The 18,509-nt window shown below is 40.8% G+C and carries 24 protein-coding genes; all 24 read left to right on the top strand.

The window, feature by feature from the left end:
• Positions 1 to 19 precede the first annotated feature (19 nt).
• Positions 20 to 244, top strand: a complete 225-nt coding sequence (locus I6N90_RS02670; protein ID WP_332262382.1) for a helix-turn-helix transcriptional regulator — start codon at positions 20 to 22, stop codon at positions 242 to 244.
• Positions 245 to 251: 7 nt separating this feature from the next.
• Positions 252 to 533: a hypothetical protein gene (locus I6N90_RS02665; protein ID WP_197933957.1), complete on the top strand. Its 282-nt coding sequence runs from the start codon at positions 252 to 254 to the stop codon at positions 531 to 533.
• Between the two features lie 117 nt (positions 534 to 650).
• The gene (locus I6N90_RS02660) at positions 651 to 1,451 is read left to right on the top strand and encodes a hypothetical protein (protein WP_232242500.1); all 801 of its coding nucleotides are present in this window, start codon (positions 651 to 653) and stop codon (positions 1,449 to 1,451) included.
• Positions 1,378 to 2,229 carry an ATP-binding protein gene (locus tag I6N90_RS02655; protein ID WP_197933955.1) on the top strand — a complete coding sequence of 284 codons (852 nt, stop codon included), beginning with the start codon at positions 1,378 to 1,380 and terminating at the stop codon, positions 2,227 to 2,229. The genes I6N90_RS02660 and I6N90_RS02655 overlap by 74 nt, the downstream gene beginning before the upstream one ends.
• A 19-nt stretch (positions 2,230 to 2,248) precedes the next feature.
• Positions 2,249 to 2,440, top strand: coding sequence for a hypothetical protein (locus I6N90_RS02650; RefSeq protein WP_197933954.1), 192 nt, complete (start codon positions 2,249 to 2,251; stop codon positions 2,438 to 2,440).
• A 753-nt stretch (positions 2,441 to 3,193) separates the two neighbouring features.
• Positions 3,194 to 3,640 (top strand): ArpU family phage packaging/lysis transcriptional regulator, encoded by a 447-nt coding sequence (locus I6N90_RS02645; RefSeq protein ID WP_197933953.1) that lies wholly within the window; start codon positions 3,194 to 3,196, stop codon positions 3,638 to 3,640.
• Positions 3,641 to 3,821: 181 nt separating this feature from the next.
• Complete coding sequence (locus I6N90_RS02640; RefSeq protein ID WP_197933952.1) at positions 3,822 to 3,992, top strand: hypothetical protein; 171 nt, start codon at positions 3,822 to 3,824, stop codon at positions 3,990 to 3,992.
• A 198-nt stretch (positions 3,993 to 4,190) separates the two neighbouring features.
• A complete protein-coding gene (locus tag I6N90_RS02635; protein ID WP_197933951.1) occupies positions 4,191 to 4,673 on the top strand; it encodes a phage neck terminator protein in 483 nt (160 codons plus the stop codon).
• Between the two features lies 1 nt (position 4,674).
• Positions 4,675 to 5,676 carry a DUF3383 family protein gene (locus I6N90_RS02630; RefSeq protein WP_197933950.1) on the top strand — a complete coding sequence of 334 codons (1,002 nt, stop codon included), beginning with the start codon at positions 4,675 to 4,677 and terminating at the stop codon, positions 5,674 to 5,676.
• Positions 5,677 to 5,690: 14 nt separating this feature from the next.
• Positions 5,691 to 6,083, top strand: coding sequence for a phage structural protein (locus I6N90_RS02625; protein WP_197933949.1), 393 nt, complete (start codon positions 5,691 to 5,693; stop codon positions 6,081 to 6,083).
• A 47-nt stretch (positions 6,084 to 6,130) separates the two neighbouring features.
• Positions 6,131 to 6,436 (top strand): hypothetical protein, encoded by a 306-nt coding sequence (locus tag I6N90_RS02620; RefSeq protein ID WP_197933948.1) that lies wholly within the window; start codon positions 6,131 to 6,133, stop codon positions 6,434 to 6,436.
• The gene (locus I6N90_RS02615; protein ID WP_232242669.1) at positions 6,399 to 6,593 is read left to right on the top strand and encodes a hypothetical protein; all 195 of its coding nucleotides are present in this window, start codon (positions 6,399 to 6,401) and stop codon (positions 6,591 to 6,593) included. The genes I6N90_RS02620 and I6N90_RS02615 overlap by 38 nt, the downstream gene beginning before the upstream one ends.
• Before the next feature lie 37 nt (positions 6,594 to 6,630).
• Entirely contained in the window at positions 6,631 to 9,552 is a 2,922-nt protein-coding gene (locus tag I6N90_RS02610; protein ID WP_232242498.1) for a phage tail tape measure protein, read from the top strand.
• A complete protein-coding gene (locus tag I6N90_RS02605) occupies positions 9,552 to 10,070 on the top strand; it encodes a phage baseplate protein (protein ID WP_197933946.1) in 519 nt (172 codons plus the stop codon). Before I6N90_RS02610 ends, I6N90_RS02605 begins: the two co-directional genes overlap by 1 nt.
• Before the next feature lie 5 nt (positions 10,071 to 10,075).
• Entirely contained in the window at positions 10,076 to 10,396 is a 321-nt protein-coding gene (locus I6N90_RS02600) for a phage baseplate plug family protein (protein ID WP_197933945.1), read from the top strand.
• Entirely contained in the window at positions 10,389 to 11,177 is a 789-nt protein-coding gene (locus I6N90_RS02595; RefSeq protein ID WP_197933944.1) for a phage protein, read from the top strand. The genes I6N90_RS02600 and I6N90_RS02595 overlap by 8 nt, the downstream gene beginning before the upstream one ends.
• Positions 11,174 to 11,563, top strand: coding sequence for a Gp138 family membrane-puncturing spike protein (locus tag I6N90_RS02590; RefSeq protein WP_197933943.1), 390 nt, complete (start codon positions 11,174 to 11,176; stop codon positions 11,561 to 11,563). The genes I6N90_RS02595 and I6N90_RS02590 overlap by 4 nt, the downstream gene beginning before the upstream one ends.
• Positions 11,551 to 11,907 carry a DUF2634 domain-containing protein gene (locus I6N90_RS02585; protein ID WP_197933942.1) on the top strand — a complete coding sequence of 119 codons (357 nt, stop codon included), beginning with the start codon at positions 11,551 to 11,553 and terminating at the stop codon, positions 11,905 to 11,907. Before I6N90_RS02590 ends, I6N90_RS02585 begins: the two co-directional genes overlap by 13 nt.
• Positions 11,900 to 12,979: a baseplate J/gp47 family protein gene (locus I6N90_RS02580; protein WP_197933941.1), complete on the top strand. Its 1,080-nt coding sequence runs from the start codon at positions 11,900 to 11,902 to the stop codon at positions 12,977 to 12,979. Before I6N90_RS02585 ends, I6N90_RS02580 begins: the two co-directional genes overlap by 8 nt.
• Position 12,980: 1 nt before the next feature.
• Positions 12,981 to 13,394 (top strand): phosphoglucomutase, encoded by a 414-nt coding sequence (locus I6N90_RS02575; protein WP_197933940.1) that lies wholly within the window; start codon positions 12,981 to 12,983, stop codon positions 13,392 to 13,394.
• A 6-nt stretch (positions 13,395 to 13,400) separates the two neighbouring features.
• Positions 13,401 to 14,426 (top strand): DUF2793 domain-containing protein, encoded by a 1,026-nt coding sequence (locus I6N90_RS02570; protein ID WP_197933939.1) that lies wholly within the window; start codon positions 13,401 to 13,403, stop codon positions 14,424 to 14,426.
• Positions 14,427 to 14,438: 12 nt separating this feature from the next.
• The gene (locus I6N90_RS02565; RefSeq protein ID WP_197933938.1) at positions 14,439 to 14,933 is read left to right on the top strand and encodes a tail fiber protein; all 495 of its coding nucleotides are present in this window, start codon (positions 14,439 to 14,441) and stop codon (positions 14,931 to 14,933) included.
• 1 nt (position 14,934) lies between these two features.
• Positions 14,935 to 15,546 (top strand): putative phage tail protein, encoded by a 612-nt coding sequence (locus I6N90_RS02560; protein ID WP_197933937.1) that lies wholly within the window; start codon positions 14,935 to 14,937, stop codon positions 15,544 to 15,546.
• Between the two features lie 4 nt (positions 15,547 to 15,550).
• A complete protein-coding gene (locus I6N90_RS02555; RefSeq protein ID WP_197933936.1) occupies positions 15,551 to 18,373 on the top strand; it encodes a pyocin knob domain-containing protein in 2,823 nt (940 codons plus the stop codon).
• Positions 18,374 to 18,509 lie beyond the last annotated feature (136 nt).

Here is an 18,509-nt window from a genome sequence, read left to right as displayed (position 1 = left end):
TTGCCAAGGAGGTGACAGGATGGCTGGAATGACTCGAATATGGCTTCAAAAGATCAGAAAACATAAAAAGCTCACACATTTACAGATTGCGACAATGGTTGGAATTAAACGTCAATATTACGGAATGATTGAAAGTGGGAGGGGGAATCCAAGTGTTGAAGTAGCAAAAAAGATAGCAGGCGCTCTAGAATTTGAGTGGACGCTTTTTTTGAACATGGAGGCAATGAAACGTTGCATGAGATGATATCTGTATGAACTATACATTTGTAACTAACAAAAACATTGAGATGGGAATGATTCCAATAATGAATAGAACAGTTGAAACAGGAAATTCGGCTCTAGATCAACGTGAATATATGACTAGTGAGCTTAGGTTAGGAGGTTTTATCGTAATCGATGAATGTGGTCATGTTCATTTGACTGAAAAAGGGAGAATACGTGCAGGAGCACGATTGGACAAGCTTCCGATTGGAGAGAATCTCCTGCTCGAAATTGCAATTTGCGAAGCGTATAGTATGAAGCCCAATTTGTAGATCCGGTAAATCATATATTCGTCTGCTATAGAAACTAGTTAAAGGATGTGAGGAAGATAAATGGAAGGCTGGATATGTATTCATCGTAAACTTCGAAAAAATGCAATTTTTAATGATATGGAATTGTTGAGACTGTGGCTTATTTGTTTGACAGAAGCAACCTATATTGAACGTAATCAGATGATCGGTAGACAGACCGTTCAGCTTCAACCTGGTCAGTTCGTAACGGGAAGATTTGACCTCCATGACATGTATAACAATGGGCTAAAAAGTGATCAGAAAAAAAGTCCAAAAACAATTTGGAGATGGCTCGAAACATTGCAAAGGGGACATTTTTTGACCATCCAATCGACAACGAAATTTTCAGTTGTAACGATACTTAATTGGGATTTATACCAAGAGCAAAAGAGTGAAAATGACCAGCAAATAACCAACAAGCGACCAGCAAATGACCAACTAGTGGCCACAAACAAAAATGATAACAATGACTACAAGGTAAACAAAGAGGAAAACAAGATAACAAATAAACGAAAAACGTATGCCGAAGATACTTCTTCTTACAGAATGGCAGTATTTCTTTTTTCAAAAATCACTGAATGGACGGGTAGCCTGAAACAACCAGATTTCCAGCACTGGGCAGACGATTTCCGGAAAATATATGAGATCGACAAACGGGAGACGGAGCAAGTAAAGGCAGTAATTGAATGGGTAACAACGGACACCTTTTGGCGGAGAAATATTTTAAGCCCAGGCAAACTTCGGAAGCAATTTGATCGGTTAGTCATCGAAATGGAGAACAAAGCTGACAAAAAGATTAAAGCGCAGCGTTATGGAGGTGGAACGAATGAACGTAGAAGCGATCACGGAAGCGATATTATCAGTTCCAAACAAAACTATGACCTCTTTGTACGCCGCTGACCCTGTCGAAGGTACATATTGCTGCTTGAGTTGCCGAGTTGAGATGAAAAGAGTATTTTTCCCGCTATTTCAGAAATACGTCATGCCCTCTGCATGTAAATGTGATGCGGGTAGGATGGAAAAGGAGCGGCAGGACCTTGAACGGAAAGTACGTCGGGATCGGCTTGAGAGGCATTATAAGCGTAACATCATAAGTGACAGTCTTAAACGTGCCTCCTTCGAAAACTTTATTATTCGTAGAGGTACAGAAAATGTGTTTAATGAAGCAAAGAAGTTTGCAGATACCTTCGATACACAACAATTAGGGTTAGTGTTGTATGGGAAGCCAGGCAACGGTAAAAGCCATCTGATGGCATCCATTCATCATGAATTAGATAAACGAGGGTTTGTGTGTTTGTTCCTCGATGTTTCACAGCTCTTTAATATTGCAAAAGATACGTTCAAGTTTAGCAGCAAAGTTTCATTAACGGACATTATTACGGCAGCGGTTGATTGTGACCTGCTGACATTGGATGAAATCGGTTCTGGTATATTGTCCGAAACGGAGTTTAATGACATCTTATTTCCAATTATAAACGGTAGAATGGGCAAAAAAACGAACTACTCTACCAATCTAGATCTCAATCGACTAAGCAAGTGGTTTGAGAAAGGTAGAAATGGGGAGCAATTGGATGTAGACGGAAGATTGATTGATCGTATTATTGGATCTTGCAGAGTGTTTGAAAACATGGCTACTTCAAAACGGCATGAGGACGCGCTCAAAAGAATGTATGATTAAGTATAGAAGGAGTTAAGTAATGATTAATTCGAAATTAAAAAATAGATGGAAAATAGATATTAAACCGACAAAGGAGCTGTGTGAGGCCCTTAAGGAGATTGAGGTAGGCGAAGAAATGGTGTGGTGGAACGGAAGTGAACCTTTTATTATAACTCGTGCAACGGATGATGATATAGAACGAATCGGAAGAGGAGTTTTTTGTTTAGATTAAAAGATCCTCGTCGCTTGGCAGTATAACAATCTTGTTGCAAACGTGAATTGAATTGAAATGAAGTATGGCTTGGAAGTATGAAAAAGACACATTCCTGTGCCTTTTTCTCCTTCATCAGTTATTGTCTGATAACTAAAATATCACGTGGAGGGACACCTGTACGTTGGATCTGTTGAATCTCGGCATCTGTAAGGTTGCGCCCTACTAAAATTAGTGAAGAAGTTAGATTATTGAAATTACCTAAATTAGACACGTTTTGGCGCCCACGAAATACGCGAGTGGATCCCTGAAAGTTAATTCGTGAAAATAAAACAAGTGTAACAGAATCTGTGGTTGAGACATTTCTTAGACGAAAACTGGAAAGAACATTATCAAAACGAAATGCTCCCAAGTCTTGAACTGCTACGCCTCCACGTCTAAAAACAATCCGCCGATTTGTGAAGTTATTGCCAGAGAATAGTTGGAGCCTTACATCAACGTTTGCCAATTCTATCACCCTTTCTTTTGGGATGATATATTCTATGATTGATTCATAGGAAAGGTTTGGACAAATATGCAAGGCGAGATCACCGTTTCTTGTAGACTTGATGAACAAAAAGAATAATGGGGAACATGAGGGGCAACAGTCTCGGCGAATTTCGCGAAGAAGGGTAGCAGCAGTAGTAATCAAATAAATGTAAATAAGCACGTTGGAGAATGGTAGCAAGGGGTTTAAATAATTTTATCTATAAAATAGCAGAGGAGATGGGAGTAATGGGAGCAAAACGAATGAGTTTGGAAAATTACAAAGTGGATGACAGTGCAACGAAGGATGCAGTGGAGAAATATCTATTACAAGCCAGGGAGTACCAAGTAACCGCCTATATACCAATGGAGCAGTCTATAACAGCTTCCTATAATGACATGCCGCGAAGCTATACAGGTATGACAAGCGATCATACGGGGAGATTAGCCGCTATTAATGTAGATGAGCCCGAACGGAGGCGTCGTCACATTGAGCGAGCGGAGAGTGCTATCAGTAGGCTGGGAGCTAAACAACAGCAATTAATACGCGCTAGATATTTAGACGAGGACAGTGTGCTTGATATCGATGTAGCGATGGAGATGGGATATAGTGATCGCCATTACCGCCGGATAAAGTCAGATACTTTGTATCGCATTGCAACTATTCTAGGTTTATTGGTACTAAAAGAGTGCTAAAATACGATGTCCGCTTTATGTCCGTTCTACGTCCGCTTCATGTCCGACAAGTTGCAAAAGAACATGGTAATATTGAATTATGGAAGTATGAAATATGGCAAGTGTGCGTGAGGGGTCGTCCAATGGGCGGCCCCTTTTGCATGGGTTAGTATCCCGCTAAAGGTAGGGAGGGACCGGGGATATGAAGGAAACAGAGGAATCATCGGTTAAAGAACCGCCACTTCCAAAGCAACCGGCGAAATGTAAAGGATGTTATTGGGGTGAATGGCGAGAGACGAAGCAATTATGTCATTTGCCGAAGTGTGTTTTGGAGAAAAACAATCTACGCAAGATTAAAACGCAGCAACTCTGAACTTTTCAAGTGAAGGGGGTGATGATATGGATACGATTCAATCGATGGCTTTCACTAAGGAATGGTCTACTCTGGGACAACATAATTGTGAAGGGATACGGGAGCGTGCATCCCCCAAACGAAGTATCTACTCGCTGTTCTATTGACGATTAATAGCATGTTGTTCAGAGTAAGGTGTTATGAAAAGGGTGATTGCACTTGTTAGCAATTAGGGTAATTCGTTCTGCTATCGTTACTAATCTATCAGAACATTTGAAGTTTCCCGTTATTGAGATGCATAGCGGGGTTGATAGACCTGTAGGTTCGTTTTTTACTTATGATTTTGTTGGCGGGTTTAGAGCATCGAAGGGGCAACCGTCAATCTATTTTGAATCAAATAAACGAATCGAGAGAGAGACAGTATCATTTACGGTCTCTTTTTTGTCTCATGCAAGCGATCGTGCCACAAGCATCGAAAATGGGTTGGTTGCCAGAGATTGGTTCAAAACAGCAGGACATGTTTTATTGAAAGAACTAGTAGATGTAGTTGTAGTTAATGTTGGAGATCTCGAAAATCGGGACGTAACCAATAATAACGTGTTAGAGCTGCGTCAAGGGTTTGAAGTAGAGTTTCGAACTACGAGTGTAGTAGAAACTCTTAATGAAGTTATTGAAAAAATTAATATTCAAGGAGGAAATTAAATTGTCCATACAAGATGTAATTGTCACAATTGATATTCAAAAACCGACTCCAAAGCTGAGTTTTGGTAAAACACTAATTATCGGTTCTAGCGCTACAGGGCAGGACTACAAATCATATGCGAACTTAGAAGCGGTTAAGACAGATTTCGCTACGACAAGTGAAGTTTATAAGGCGGCTTTTGCTTTATTTAACCAAGGGGATAATGCACCAGCTGAAATTGCGGTAATGCTGCATAAAACTGCGGGAGAGACTCTTGAGGTATTTTTGCCATCGATTTTCTCAAAGGATTGGTATTTCCTTGTTTCAACAGACCGAACAGTCGACAGTATTACTACAATTGCTGATGCAGTAGAGCTTGATGGAACGAGGCAGTTCCTAACAAGTTCAAGCACCAAAGCGGATTTGGCTGCGATTAAAGCCAAGGGCTATGGCCGTACAAGCATTCTTTATCATACCAATACATCAAATTATCCAGAAGCAGCATGGATCGGTGAAACGGGTTCTGACGAAGTTGGTAGTGCTACTTGGAAGTTTAAGACGTTAAGAGGAATCGTTCCTCTTGATCTGACTGCTACAGAATTGAATGAAATTCATGAGCTGAGTGCAAACACATATGTCATGAAAGCTGGAAAAGCTGTAACGAGCGAAGGCAAAGTAGCTAGTGGCGAATATATCGATATCGTTCATAGCAAAGATTTTCTAGTCCAATCGATTGAATTCTCTGTTCAAGATTTGTTAAACCAAACACGTAAATTGAGCTACGATGACAACGGCATTGCGCTTATTGAGAGCAGCGTGCGGACCGTCTTACAACGTGCATTTAATAATGGCATGATTGCTCGGGATGAAAAGGGAATGGGTCTGTTCTCCACAACATTCAAATCGAGAAACGAAGTGGATGCTGCAGATCGAGCAAATCGTCTCTACAAGGGTGGAGAATTCTCGTTTGAACTTGCAGGTGCGATCCATAAAACAGCAATTAGAGGTTACATCAAAATTTAAGGAGATGAAAAAGTATGAGTTATACGTATGATCCCAAAAGTGTAAGTGTCATTATCCAAAATGTTCATTTAACTGGTTTCGGTGAATCTATGGTAGAAATTGAAAAAGATGAGGACAATTACGAGACTTCAGTAGGAGCACAAGGAGACGTTGTCCGTACGAAGATTAACAATAATCTCGGAACGATTACGCTAACGTTGCAGCCGACGAGCCCTCAGATTCCTTTTATGAATAACTTAGCCAATACAGGTGATTTGGTTCCGGTAACCGTTATTTATGCAGGCGAACAGAAAGAAATTACATCAGCGACACAATGCTATATCTCAAAGCCTGGTGCGCGCAAGTATGCAAATGCACTAGAAGATCGGGAATATGAAATTAAATGTCTTGATCTTGTATTTGAATAATTGTATTTAAATAATTCAAAAGCTTAAATTAAAGGAGAAGATACCGCATGACTAATTTTAATCAGAAAGATTTCATTTCAAAACAAGGAAATAAGTATATTTTCCAGCATCCCGGTGTGCGTATGGTATCGAAAATTAATGACGCATCAAAAAATAAGCATGGAGTTGTGCTAGAAGAGCGTCTGTCAGAAGAAATGCTGAAGCATGTAGTCGTCGAGCCAAAGAAACGGATTGACGATTTTAAAGACTATACTGAATATAGCGAAGTTATTAATGCTGCCTACTCTTTCATCTCAGGGCAAGATGGTGACAACGATGATGATCAGCAAGCTGGAAGCGGAGAAGAGGGCTAGAGCAAATTGGTCTCAATGGCGCTTACTTTTATCAGATATGAATATTTCCTATTCCGATCTTCAAATGATGGATCAGAATGATCTGATGGAAGCGAACGCGGCGTTAGATATATATGTTCAGCTGCAAAAGCAGGCTTCTAGAAGCAAAAAGAAATAGCGTCCTTCGGGGCGCTTTTTTGTTGCATGGGGGGTGAATGGAAGCGATGGCGGAGCAAACAATCGGAATATTGATGTACAACGTAGCGATAAACGTGAATATGGAACAAGTAGCTGAAGCAGAGGTCAAAACTTCGAAGTTTGCTGAAAGTATTAAAAAACTAAAGGCTAATGCTGCTGAAGCAGCTATAGAATTAGCAATGTCTCTCCCTGGAGCTATTATTGGAATTGGTGTAGCAGCTCAAACAGCAGCATCGAATTTTGAAAAAGCGATGTCAGATGTGCAAGGAGCAACAGCTGCAACAAAAGCTCAAATGGAAGAGACAAGTGGGATAGCGAAAAATCTTTATAATCAAAATTTCGGAAAAGATTGGGCAGATCTCGGAAATGCAATCGTAGCAGTAAAAACAGTTACCGGACAAACAGGAGATCAATTAGAAAATACGACGCGTAATGCGATCTTACTTCAAGACTCTTTTGGGTTTAAATTAACAGATAGTGTTAAAACCGCTGATACGATGATGAGGCAATTTGGCATTTCGTCAGAGCAGGCAATGAATTTACTTGCGCAAGGATCTCAGCAGGGACTTAACAAATCGGGAGATTTGTTAGATAGTGCTAACAAATATTCCAATCAGTTTAAGGCACTGGGCTTTACTGCTGAGGGAATGTTCGATGTGTTATCAGCAGGAGCAATCGAAGGTGCATACCAGTTAGATAAAGTAGGCCTTGCTGTAAAAGATTTTAATAGTATAGCTAAAGACAACTCTAAATCGACAAGAGGGGCTTTTAAAGAGCTAGGTTTTGATGCTAATGCTATGACGAAAACATTTGCTGAGGGTGGTTCTAAGGCTAGTCAGGCGTTTAGCCAAGTAATAAAGGGTATAGCAGCGATAGAAGATCCCGTTAAAAGGAATAAAATTGGTGTAGCTCTAATGGGTGCTCAATTTAAAGAGCTGGAAGCGGACGTAGTTACAGCAATGGGAAATGCAACTGACAAGTTCGACGAAACTGCGGCTAGTATGAATGAGCTAAATCAAATTAAATTTAATAAGCCTGGTGAAGCATTTGCGATGTTCGGGCGACAGATCGAGACAGGGTTTCTTATGCCTATTGGTCAGAAAATGCTTCCCCACCTGTCGAAGTTAGGCCAATGGCTGGTTGATCACAAACCGCAAATCGAAGCAGTTGGTACTGCAGTTGCTAACTTCCTTGGTAAAGGTTTTAACGTTGTAGCGGGTGCAATACCAGCATTAATATCCGGTTTTAATGCGTTTACTGGATTTATTGCAGAGAACAAAAACGCTATCCTTGCAACGACGGCCGTCTTAACAACAATCTTTTTGCCGGCTTTGATCCGAACAGGAGTCCAAGCAGCAATTAGTGGTGCAAAGATGTCAGGTTCTTTCCTAAAAGGTATTATATTGACTGGGGTAGAGTCCGTAAAAACAGCTGCAAAAATGACTGGTAGTTTAATTGTATCCATCTACAAGTACGCAGCTTCGGGATGGGTAGCGGTGGGATCGATTATAAGAATGACAGCTGCTTGGATTGCTAGTAAGGTGCCGTTAGTTACACATAAAGCGTTGTTATTAGCAGTAAACGCTGAACTAGTTGCTCTTAAAGCAAGGTTGGTTCTTTCTACGATAGCGGCTAAAGCAAAAACAGCAGCGTTAAGGATTATGACATTTACGACTACAACAGCTTCAGCAGCAATGAGAGTAATGACAATTGGAACTTGGTTATCTACAGCGGGAACATGGGCTATGACAGCAGCACAATGGGCATTGAATTCTGCTTTTTGGGCAAATCCGATAACTTGGATCGTAGCTGGTATCATTGCAGTCATCATAGCTGCCATTCTTATTTTCAAAAATTGGGGAACGATTGGTCCATGGTTATTAGCACAATGGACAGTATTTAAAAATGGATTTTTCAACATTTTTAATAGCATTGTTACTTTCGTTAGTGGATGGGGTTTGCTGATTATAACAGCCATCGTCGGTGCTATTTCATGGATAGTTACAACGGTTACCGGTTATTGGACTCAAATTACGACAATAACAACAAACGTATTTAACGGCATAGTTACTTTCTTTAGTGGGTGGGTTTTACTCATTCATACGGCTATCGTTGGCGCTATATCATGGATTGTTACAGTTATTACCGGTTACTGGACTCAGATCTCAACAATAACCACTAACGTATTTTCGGGTATTGGAACTTTTTTCACTGGAATTTGGACAACGATAACAGGATTTTTTCAAGGGATTGATTTGCAAGAAATCGGTAGGAACATTATTCAAGGCTTAATTGACGGTATTGTGAATATGGCAGGTGCTGTAGTTACTGCTATTACAAATGTAGCAGGTAAGATAACAACCGGGATCAAAAATTTCTTAGGCATTAAATCGCCCTCACGAGTAATGATGGAAGTCGGCTACTATACAGGTGAAGGGTTAGCTGATGGTATTACAGGTACACAGGCTATGGTATCAGTTGCATCGACAGCACTAGCGGGTGAAGTAATTGCACCGTACGCACAGACCGCACTAGCGGGAGAAGTAACTGCGCCGTACGTTCAGACCGCACTAGCGGGAGAAGTAACTGCGTCGTACGTTCAGAATGCACTTGCGAGTGAAGCAACTGCGTCGTATGCCCAGACTGCACTTTTGAGTGATGCAACTGCGTCGTACACCCAAACTGCTCTAGCAGGAGAAGTAACTGCACCACTTAGTGATCCTGCACAGAAAGTATCAGCTACAACCTATACACCAGAGTCTGCCCCAGTACGAGCCAACACAACTCAACGACTTGAGATCGATCTGAATATAGACATGAAAGGAAGTACTTCAGGAGGATCGGTCAATAGTGATATGGCGGAACAAATGAAGAGAGTCATTCAAGATGCTGTTGATTCAGCTATTCGTAGAATGGGGCTATTGGAGGTTGAGGTTTAGTGGCAATCTTAAACGGTCAATATATCCATGTTATTAATGAAGATCCCTCATATGAAGTAGATATTACAGACCAACCCGTTGAAAAAGGAATCAACCTTAGCGACCATGTACAACGCAAACCGCGCACCCTTTCATTAAATGGGTATATTGTAGGTGATGATGCTGCTCAGGTCCGAGCCAAAATTATTTCGAACATGGATCAAGGAATTATTGCGAAATATGTGGGAAGGAATGCTTTTACAGGTCTCATTACGAGTTTTTCATCAAAACATGATCATCGAGTAGCAAATGGTTTTTCGTTTTCATTGACGATTAAATCCGTTAGAATTGCTACGACCTCCTATGAAGGGACTTTACCTACCCCACTAGGGACACAGGTTGATGCAGTTGACAACTCGGGCTTGAAGCAGCCTAAGGAGAAGAGTCCATCTTCAAAAGGAAAAACATCATCACCTAAATCAAACGAAACGACTCAAAAGGCTGTCATTAAAATAGAAGGCCCTTGGCAGGAAGGGTGATAGATATGAGGTATATTGCGATTGAAAAAAATCTTGTGCCCTATCGGTTTGATATGGGGATAGATAATGAGTTGTTTACGTTCGAAATCCACTATAATAGTGAGTTTGATTTTTTTACAGTAGATCTTGAGCGTAATGGTGAGACATTAGTAGTCGGTGAAAAAATGGTTTACGGTGTTCAGTTGTTTGGCGATGTACTGGACAATCGGTTCCCTAAAACAGCCATCATTCCGTACGATGAATCAGGGAATGCACAAGAAGTAACTTGGAACACGCTATCGGATAGCGTGTTTTTGTTTTTGTATGAGGGGGCGGACGATGCGTAATTTTGGGCGTGTCATTGAAATTATGACGAACGATATGCGTTTTTCCAGCACCGACTTTACGATGGAGGGAACGGTACCCTTTGATGATGATCCATTACCAAACGAAAGTGAACTTAAATTATGGAATTTATCTAATCGATCTATTCAATCCCTAAAGCTAGGTAAAACGTTGACGGTAAATGCAGGTTATGGCCGAGATGTTGGTGTTATTCTTCAAGGTTTTGTTAGCAAAGTGACAACTGAAACGGACGGGGTTAATCGAATTACGACGATTCATGTGCTTGATTCAGAAGATTTTAGTAAGCGTGCAGAAATTGAAAAAACGTACACATCTGGTACGTTGGCAAGTTATATTTTGAGGGATATGGCAGAATCAATTGGCTTGAAAATTGCTCAATTCGAACTTGTTAATGATTTCCTCTATGTAGAGGGCTTTACCGCAAAAGGTGCAGTGACACAAATATTAACTGACGTGGCTACTGACTGTCAGACAGCTGCTTACATTAATAAAGGCAAGCTATATATTCGTAATCTCAAAAAAGGTAAAGATGATGTTTTTCGATTATCTGCAGATACGGGACTTATCGGATCTCCTTCCTATTTTAATGAAAATGAAGCAAAAGGATATCAGGCAACATCACAGTTGCAATATCGCTTAACGACAGCTTCTATCATTGAATTGAGATGTAATGCTTTTGAGGGAAAGCTTTTCGTCCGGAAGGGGTCACATCGCTTTAGCAATACGGGCGATTTCAAAACAGAAGTGGAGGCGGTAATGTGAAGCAAGCTGATCCATCAGCCGCGCTAGCTGCGATGCTGACTCGATGGTGGAACAAAATGGCGGGTGGTATGCACGTCGCTTTTCCGTGCAAAGTCATTTCCTATCAAGCGGCAACAAATAGAGCTAGCCTGCAACCACTTACTCGAACGACTAATGCAGAGCCAGCTATTATTGAACATGTTTCTGTTCTTGGTCAGCGTTATATGATAAACGGCTATGAAACGACGTGTATACCATATGTAAAAGCAGGGGACATAGTGCTCGTCGTTTGTTCGGATCGTGAACTAAAAAACGCACAGACGGGTAAAGTATCAAAACCGGACAGCTCTCGTATGCACGACGTAAATGATGCTGTCATTGTGGGGGTGTTTCCTTGGAGTCTTTGAAAATGGAAGGCGGCGATCTAGTCATACAAAATGGTGACTTCCAGCTGATTAGAGGTCACGAAGAAGTTATACAATGCTGTCGCCACGAAATTGCAACGAATGTTGGAGAATGGTTTCTCAATCCGAGTATGGGAATTAATTATGATCTTTTTGTTGGCAAGCAAACAAATGAAGATATGATGCGTAGTGAGCTACAGCAAGCTCTACTCCGTGATGAACGGATTGAGTCGGTAGATTCAATACATTTTGAAACAGATCGGAAAGCAAGAGCTTTGCAAATATCATTTATGCTCATAGGTAAAAATGGCGAGAGCTATCGAGGGGAGGTGGGTAATCTTGCTTAATCAGAATGGTTTTAAACGAAAACGATTTGCAGATATATTTTCTGAAATGGAAGTTAAAGCAAAGGAAGTGTACGGTCAACAGATTAATACGACTGAACGATCCGCGCTTGGCATTCTGCTTCGTCTTGTTGCATGGTTTCTTGGGCGTTTGTGGCAGAGTTTAGAAGATGTCTATTATAGCGGTCATATTCATAGTGCAACTGGTCGTAATTTGGATAGGCTAGGTGCAAATTATAATCTCGCTCGTACACTCGCTCATCGAGCAATAGGTGAAGTCACATTAACGGGGACTCCTTTATTTTCTGTACCCTTAGGATTTCGTGTGCAAACTGCAACTAATATCATCTTTGAGACTGTTTCCATTCAAATACTGGATAGCAACGGCTTGGCAAAATTACAAGTGCGGGCAGTGGAAACAGGTAGTCGGGGCAATGTTGGAGCAGGGACAATTACAAAGATCGTTAATCCAGATGCGAATGTATTCAGTGTTTTGAATGTTGCAGAAGCAAGTGGAGGACTAGATACGGAAAGTGATCCAGTATTCCGCAGCCGTATCTTAACGAAAACTCAGAATCCTGGTTCAAGTGGAAATGCAGCGGATTATCTGAATTGGGCTCTAAACGTTAGAGGTGTCGGAAAAGCAAAAGTTTTTCCTCTCTGGAGTGGACCAGGAACAGTAAAAGTTGTTTTGGCGGACACAGAGATGCTTCCGGCAAGTATTGAACTTGTTAATGAAGCGTCATTATATATTGAAAAAATGCGACCAATTGGCGCAGAAGTTACAGTTGTTGCTGCTCGTTCTAAAGCGCTAAACGTAAGTGTTCATGTCACATTAGCTCCGGGTACGTATTTACAAGCTGTTACAGACACTTTTAAAAATGATTTATTGGTTCATCTGAAAGAAAATGCACTTGTTTCTTCTTATATAAGCATAGCAAAGATTGGAACACTTCTACTTGGAGTACCCGGTGTGCTTGATTACAACCATATGCTGTTAAATGGTAGTGATACTAATGTACTCTTACAATCCGATGAGTTAGCTTTAATGGGTCTCTTGACAGTGGAGGTGTAACATGGCGTATCCGAATTCTGTGGATCAATTTAACGAAAAGCTAAATAAGCGGGCAGATGAAAGTAACTATGCAATTGAAGAAGTCATCAAGACTCATGCTGGTAAATATGAAAAATGGCTTGCACATGACAATATTGTAACTAATTCCATTAATGTATACACAGGTCCTAAGTTAACGGGGCGAGAAGTGACCACATGGAGTCTCTCATCATCTGCTGAGATGCCGTGGAAGAGACAGATACGAATTTTTGATAGTGCACCAATTCTCTATATTTCATATGAGACACCTGGTGATACGGTAGAGGCAGAAGATATAAATATACTTCAAACCTCTCTGATTACCACTCAGGTAGAAATTGAACGGTATAAATTTGAAGGCGTCATTGATGGAGGCTCGTTTAATGAAGGGGAGTAAGCAGACATGTCACAGACGATAAAAATTAAACGCGGAACAAAAGCCGAATTAGTCTTAAGAGGTGCATTACTTTCCGGAGAGATGGGTTTTTGCACGGATACAAAAGAAGTTTATATAGGCGATGGCACATCTAACGTATTTGTAGGAAGGGTGTTAACAGGTCCGTATACGTCTCGCCCAAGTGCTGCTGTTCCTGGTCGAAACTATTTTGTAACTGGTGGCGGCGCTAACAATGGTTATCTGTATTTGGATGATGGTACACAATGGGTGAGAATTAATGCATTAGCGCTTACTGATTTAAGTGGAACATTGGATGATATTGTGGACGGTGCCAGCTATGCTCGTGTAAAAAAAGCAGATATATCGAATGGCAGTGTTAATAAAGTGTCGGACGGTGTGAACACGAAAACGGCTTCTGAAATAAAAGTTCATATTGATGATGCAACTAAACATCGGGTCATTAATGATGCAAGCACAGCAACGACTGACTTGTGGTCGGCTCAGAAGATTCGTAATGAAATTGAGCTTGCAAAACATAATATTGAACCGCAAGCCTCCGTCAAGGATCAGCATCTTGTTGCTCCACCAGTAAGCCCAGTAGAAAATGATCGATATATCATTCCTACAGGGGCTACGGGAGCTTGGGCAGGAAAGACGAATCAAATTGCAGATTATACGGCTGGATCGTGGATTTATTACACACCTCAAGTTGGTTGGACTGTTTATGTAGATGATGAGCAAAAAGTGTACAGTTGGAATGGCAGTGCATGGGTAAGAACTGGCGGTGCACTCCAGACAATTACGGCAGGTAATGGATTAACTGGTGGAGGACAGTCCGATACGGTGACACTTGCTGTCGGAGCAGGAAATGGGATATCTGTAGAGGCTGACGTTGTGTCAGTAAAACCAAGTAGAGGAATTGTTGTTAATGGGACAGGTATTGAAGTAAATATCGATGCTGATAGTATCGTATTTGATTCAGTTAATGGAAATAAATTGACTTTGGGTGTTATCGATGGTGGCACGTTCTAAGGAGGTGGTCGAGTGCCACGAAAAACATTAATTCAAATTAGGCGGGGCCTCGAAGCTAATATTGGCAAGCTTGAGCCTGGGGAGCTCGGTTTTTGTACCGACACGCATAAGTTTTATATCGGAACTAGTACAAGTAATGTATTGCTTGTAGCCGCTCAGTCATCAGGAGATATGTTGAAATCCATTTACGATACAAACAATAATGGGAAAATCGATTCAGCGGAGATAGCAGACAGTGTGTCGTGGGCAGGGATAAGTGGTAAACCTACAACTTTTGTACCTGCCTCACATCAACATAGCGGGGCAGATATAACATCAGGAACAATACTTGCTGCCCGATTACCTGTTGCAAGCTTATCAACTGCTGGTATAGCACAACTTAGTAGTGCAACTAACAGTACGAGTGCAACAGTAGCCGCTACTTCAGCAGCTGTTAAAGCTACTATGGATTTTGCTGCTGCAAAGCTATCACCTGGCGTGACTTGGGGCCAATTAAAGGGGGTGTAACATGTACGGGCATAATCCATATGGTACACATGCTTATAGTGATAACAATACGGAAGATAACGACATAGAGAATACTAAACCTGATCTTCATAAGTATTTGCCTGATTGGATGCGACTAGGATTTAATGTTCGTAAATTACTTGAATTGATCGCGGATCAATTAGGCATCTTAGGCGCGTTTATTATCGAGACTCGTATGCAAAAGTCGATTGATCATGCTACTTGGGGGCTTGTTGATTGGGAAAAGGACTTTGGACTGATGTCAGAAAGTTCCCTTTCTTCAAATCGTAGAAGAGAGATTGTTAAGGCAAAATTGATTGGTGCTGGTACGACAACAAACGAAATGGTTGTACGCACTGCAGCAGCTTTCAGCGGCGGCGAGGTCGATGTTGTAGAGTATGCTGCTGAGAGCAGAGTTGAAATTGTTTTTATTGGGGTTAAAGGTATACCGCCTAATATGGCAGCTTTTATCCGCATGCTTGAAGATATTAAACCTGCGCATTTGACATACAGTTTCCGTTATACCTATTCCATTTGGGATGATATAAAGTATTTGAAATGGGCTGCAACGAAAATGAAAACATGGGGCGAATTACGAGTTTACGAGGAGTGATACGATGTTAAAGACTAGTATTTTAGGATTGAAAAAACCAGAATATACAGATGTAACGGACATTAAAGATCTTAACGATAACTCAGATATTATCGATGCCGCGATTGGTGGGAAAGTAGATAAAGTAGCAGGTAAACAGTTGTCCACAGAAGATTATTCGACCGCTGAGAAAACGAAGCTTGCTGGTATAGCTGCGAGTGCCAATAATTATGTGCATCCAGCTAATCATCCCCCTGCAATTATTATGCAAGATGCTAATAATCGTTTTGTGACAGATGTTGAGAAAGCGGCTTGGAATGCCAAATATACTAGGGCTGAAGTAAATGGAATGATTGATCCTATTAATCAGAAGTTAGATCAGGATGTTAGAAAAGCGGCTAAGCCAACATTTGCGAGGGTTGTAGCTCCTGAAATACAGAATGGAAATAAATTCAGTAAAACTCTAGGCAATATTACTACGATTGTTAATTCGAGTGTTCAGAAATTTGATATTAATTTCACTGGGCCTTTTAGTGGTTGCTTAGATGTTAGTGTTACTAGTATGCGGAATGGTAATAATAGACCTGGCAGGGTATGTAAAGGTTTCGTTATAGTCATGAGTGATAATATTAATATCAGTTCGGAGAATATTAGATATACAGATGTGATCGGTGAACTAGGTGAGATTCTTTCAATTTCGGATCTATTTTATGATGATTCAAAAGGTAAGTTGCAGATATTTATAGCATATCAACATAGTAGTGCCTATCGAGAAGTTCTTACTGTTCATGTAGAAGGGTTATCTCCGGAAGGGACAACTATAACTAGTGTTCTGGATAGTATGACACTTTCTGAAATTTATACTGGTGATGATAGGGTATTACCTAAAGCGAAAGTAGAATTTACTGGGGATGTATCTATTGGTGGACAGGCAAACTTTTTGACACCTCAAGGAATTGCCCCATTTACAGTTGATAGTTCTACTGTGGTACCAAACTTAAATGCTAAGTTTCTTGATGGTAAAGCAGCAACAGATTTTGCTCCTAGTGGGTCAGGCATCGGATCTATAGGTGCTACTATTACAAATGCAAACACTTGGACTACAAATGGATTCTTTATTGTCACTGACACTTGGGTAGGAAGCCCTTTTGCCGGTCAAAATGGCATTAATCAAGGATATTTAGAACATCATACTTGGAATGCTGGTAGTACCTATGCAATCCAGAGGTTCCATCCGATAAATGCTACTGGTTTAATGGATGTAGGTCCACGATACCGTATCAAAAACAACGGAACTTGGGGTAATTGGATTAGAATTTGGAGTTCTGAAAATGATGGAGCTGGTAGTGGTTTAGATGCTGATTTATTGGATGGGAAAAACGCAAGTGACTTTGCAAGCTCGATTGATGTTGGTGATAAAGCACAGCTAGCTACAACCTCAAAAACCAACGTAGTTAGTGCGATCAATGAGCTTTTTCAATCTGCCAGTAACGGTAAATCGTCTGTAGCTGCTGCGATTACTGGCATGGGACAAACGGCAGTGGCGGTAGATACATTTGCACAGTTAGCGACAAAGATTGGAAACATTTCTAAAGACGCTGATGCATCAACAAGCCACGTATTATCAAATCGCACTTTTTATCAAGGTGGTCTTAAGCGTACAGGTACGATGCCTGATAGAGCTGGTGATACAGCTGCAATATCTAGTGCGGTTAGTGGGACAACATTGCGATTAGGGGCTTCCGAGGGTTATCGGGATGGTGTAAATGACTTCGTAACGATTACTGATAACGATTTTGTATCATCCAATATACGCAGCGGAGTCAATGTATTTGGTCTAACGGGATCACTGGTAGAAGGAAAGTATAAGATTGGAGATACTATTCAACCTGCCTCTATGTCACCTAACGGATCGACTACTTCAACACTTAAGACTATTTTCGCTAACAATACGAGCTCAGTATACATTGATCCATTAACAGGGCTGCTTTATTATTTGACAACAGCTACTAATCGCTTTCTCATACACAAATACAATCCACTAACCAATCAAACTACTCTTGTTTTAGACAAGCCTACTAGTGACATTATTTTTAGTGGTCACAACAATATTTATTATGGAGGACATCATTACATTTGTTTGCATGATCTTGTAACAGGCAACAAAGTAATACGCAAATATAGTAATGACGGCAATTTGCAAAACTTTCAGACACTTTACGGTGGTTATTCGTCCTATGAAATGATAAAAGGCATTGATAATCATTATGCTGTTTTTAGTGATATGTTGGGAACGTCAAACTATTTAAGAATTCTAGACCTTCGAACTATGTACTTTAATAACCTGATAAATACATCGGAGAGCGTGAGATCGGTCGCATCACGTGGCATGTATTCATATATGTTGACGAACACAAAGTTACGTAAAATGACTAATGAAGGAGGTTATGTTTGGGAAGTAAACCCGAACCTCGCACAGTATGGTGGCGAACCTTACGGTGGCGCAATGTCGGTAGATGAACTTGATAATGTATACGTGGCTCATACAGCTATCTCAGGGAATGATACGCTAATCAAGTTCAATTCAACTGGAACGAAATTATGGGAGACTCGCATTATACGAGGAAATCCTGAAGGAGCTTATGCGACAGGAGAGGCAATATACGTAGGTTGCTTATCGGGGGTAGCTGTATATGATCCAGCCACAGGAGCAGAAACAGGATGGATTCCTGGTGGATCGGGTTACTTAAATATTAGTAATTCAGTAGTTGGTAACCGCATAGGGGTTATTGGGAGTTCTGCTGGAAGATATATCGAAATAGAGCCAGTACGCACGATTAATGCTTAGTATTTGTCGGTGGACATAACATAACCTATGCGCAATATTAAGTAATCACAGAACAGGGTTATATAGTATTAGTGCAGCCAAATGTCAGCAATTAAACAGACGTTATCCATTAATGGGTAGCGTCTCTTTCTTTTTA

Source organism: Paenibacillus sp. GSMTC-2017, from assembly GCF_016019935.1.
GTDB lineage: Bacteria > Bacillota > Bacilli > Paenibacillales > Paenibacillaceae > Pristimantibacillus.
This window is presented reverse-complemented; position numbering and strand designations above follow the sequence as displayed.

Bases quoted from the DNA above. Each gene is read 5' to 3' on its own strand.
- I6N90_RS02670 (WP_332262382.1), top strand. From the start codon at position 20: ATGGCTGGAATGACTCGAATATGGCTTCAAAAGATCAGAAAACATAAA.
- I6N90_RS02665 (WP_197933957.1), top strand. From the start codon at position 252: ATGAACTATACATTTGTAACTAACAAAAACATTGAGATGGGAATGATT.
- I6N90_RS02660 (WP_232242500.1), top strand. From the start codon at position 651: ATGGAATTGTTGAGACTGTGGCTTATTTGTTTGACAGAAGCAACCTAT.
- I6N90_RS02655 (WP_197933955.1), top strand. From the start codon at position 1,378: ATGAACGTAGAAGCGATCACGGAAGCGATATTATCAGTTCCAAACAAA.
- I6N90_RS02650 (WP_197933954.1), top strand. From the start codon at position 2,249: ATGATTAATTCGAAATTAAAAAATAGATGGAAAATAGATATTAAACCG.
- I6N90_RS02645 (WP_197933953.1), top strand. From the start codon at position 3,194: ATGGGAGCAAAACGAATGAGTTTGGAAAATTACAAAGTGGATGACAGT.
- I6N90_RS02640 (WP_197933952.1), top strand. From the start codon at position 3,822: ATGAAGGAAACAGAGGAATCATCGGTTAAAGAACCGCCACTTCCAAAG.
- I6N90_RS02625 (WP_197933949.1), top strand. From the start codon at position 5,691: ATGAGTTATACGTATGATCCCAAAAGTGTAAGTGTCATTATCCAAAAT.
- I6N90_RS02620 (WP_197933948.1), top strand. From the start codon at position 6,131: ATGACTAATTTTAATCAGAAAGATTTCATTTCAAAACAAGGAAATAAG.
- I6N90_RS02615 (WP_232242669.1), top strand. From the start codon at position 6,399: ATGATGATCAGCAAGCTGGAAGCGGAGAAGAGGGCTAGAGCAAATTGG.
- I6N90_RS02610 (WP_232242498.1), top strand. From the start codon at position 6,631: ATGGAAGCGATGGCGGAGCAAACAATCGGAATATTGATGTACAACGTA.
- I6N90_RS02600 (WP_197933945.1), top strand. From the start codon at position 10,076: ATGAGGTATATTGCGATTGAAAAAAATCTTGTGCCCTATCGGTTTGAT.
- I6N90_RS02595 (WP_197933944.1), top strand. From the start codon at position 10,389: ATGCGTAATTTTGGGCGTGTCATTGAAATTATGACGAACGATATGCGT.
- I6N90_RS02575 (WP_197933940.1), top strand. From the start codon at position 12,981: ATGGCGTATCCGAATTCTGTGGATCAATTTAACGAAAAGCTAAATAAG.
- I6N90_RS02570 (WP_197933939.1), top strand. From the start codon at position 13,401: ATGTCACAGACGATAAAAATTAAACGCGGAACAAAAGCCGAATTAGTC.
- I6N90_RS02560 (WP_197933937.1), top strand. From the start codon at position 14,935: ATGTACGGGCATAATCCATATGGTACACATGCTTATAGTGATAACAAT.
- I6N90_RS02555 (WP_197933936.1), top strand. From the start codon at position 15,551: ATGTTAAAGACTAGTATTTTAGGATTGAAAAAACCAGAATATACAGAT.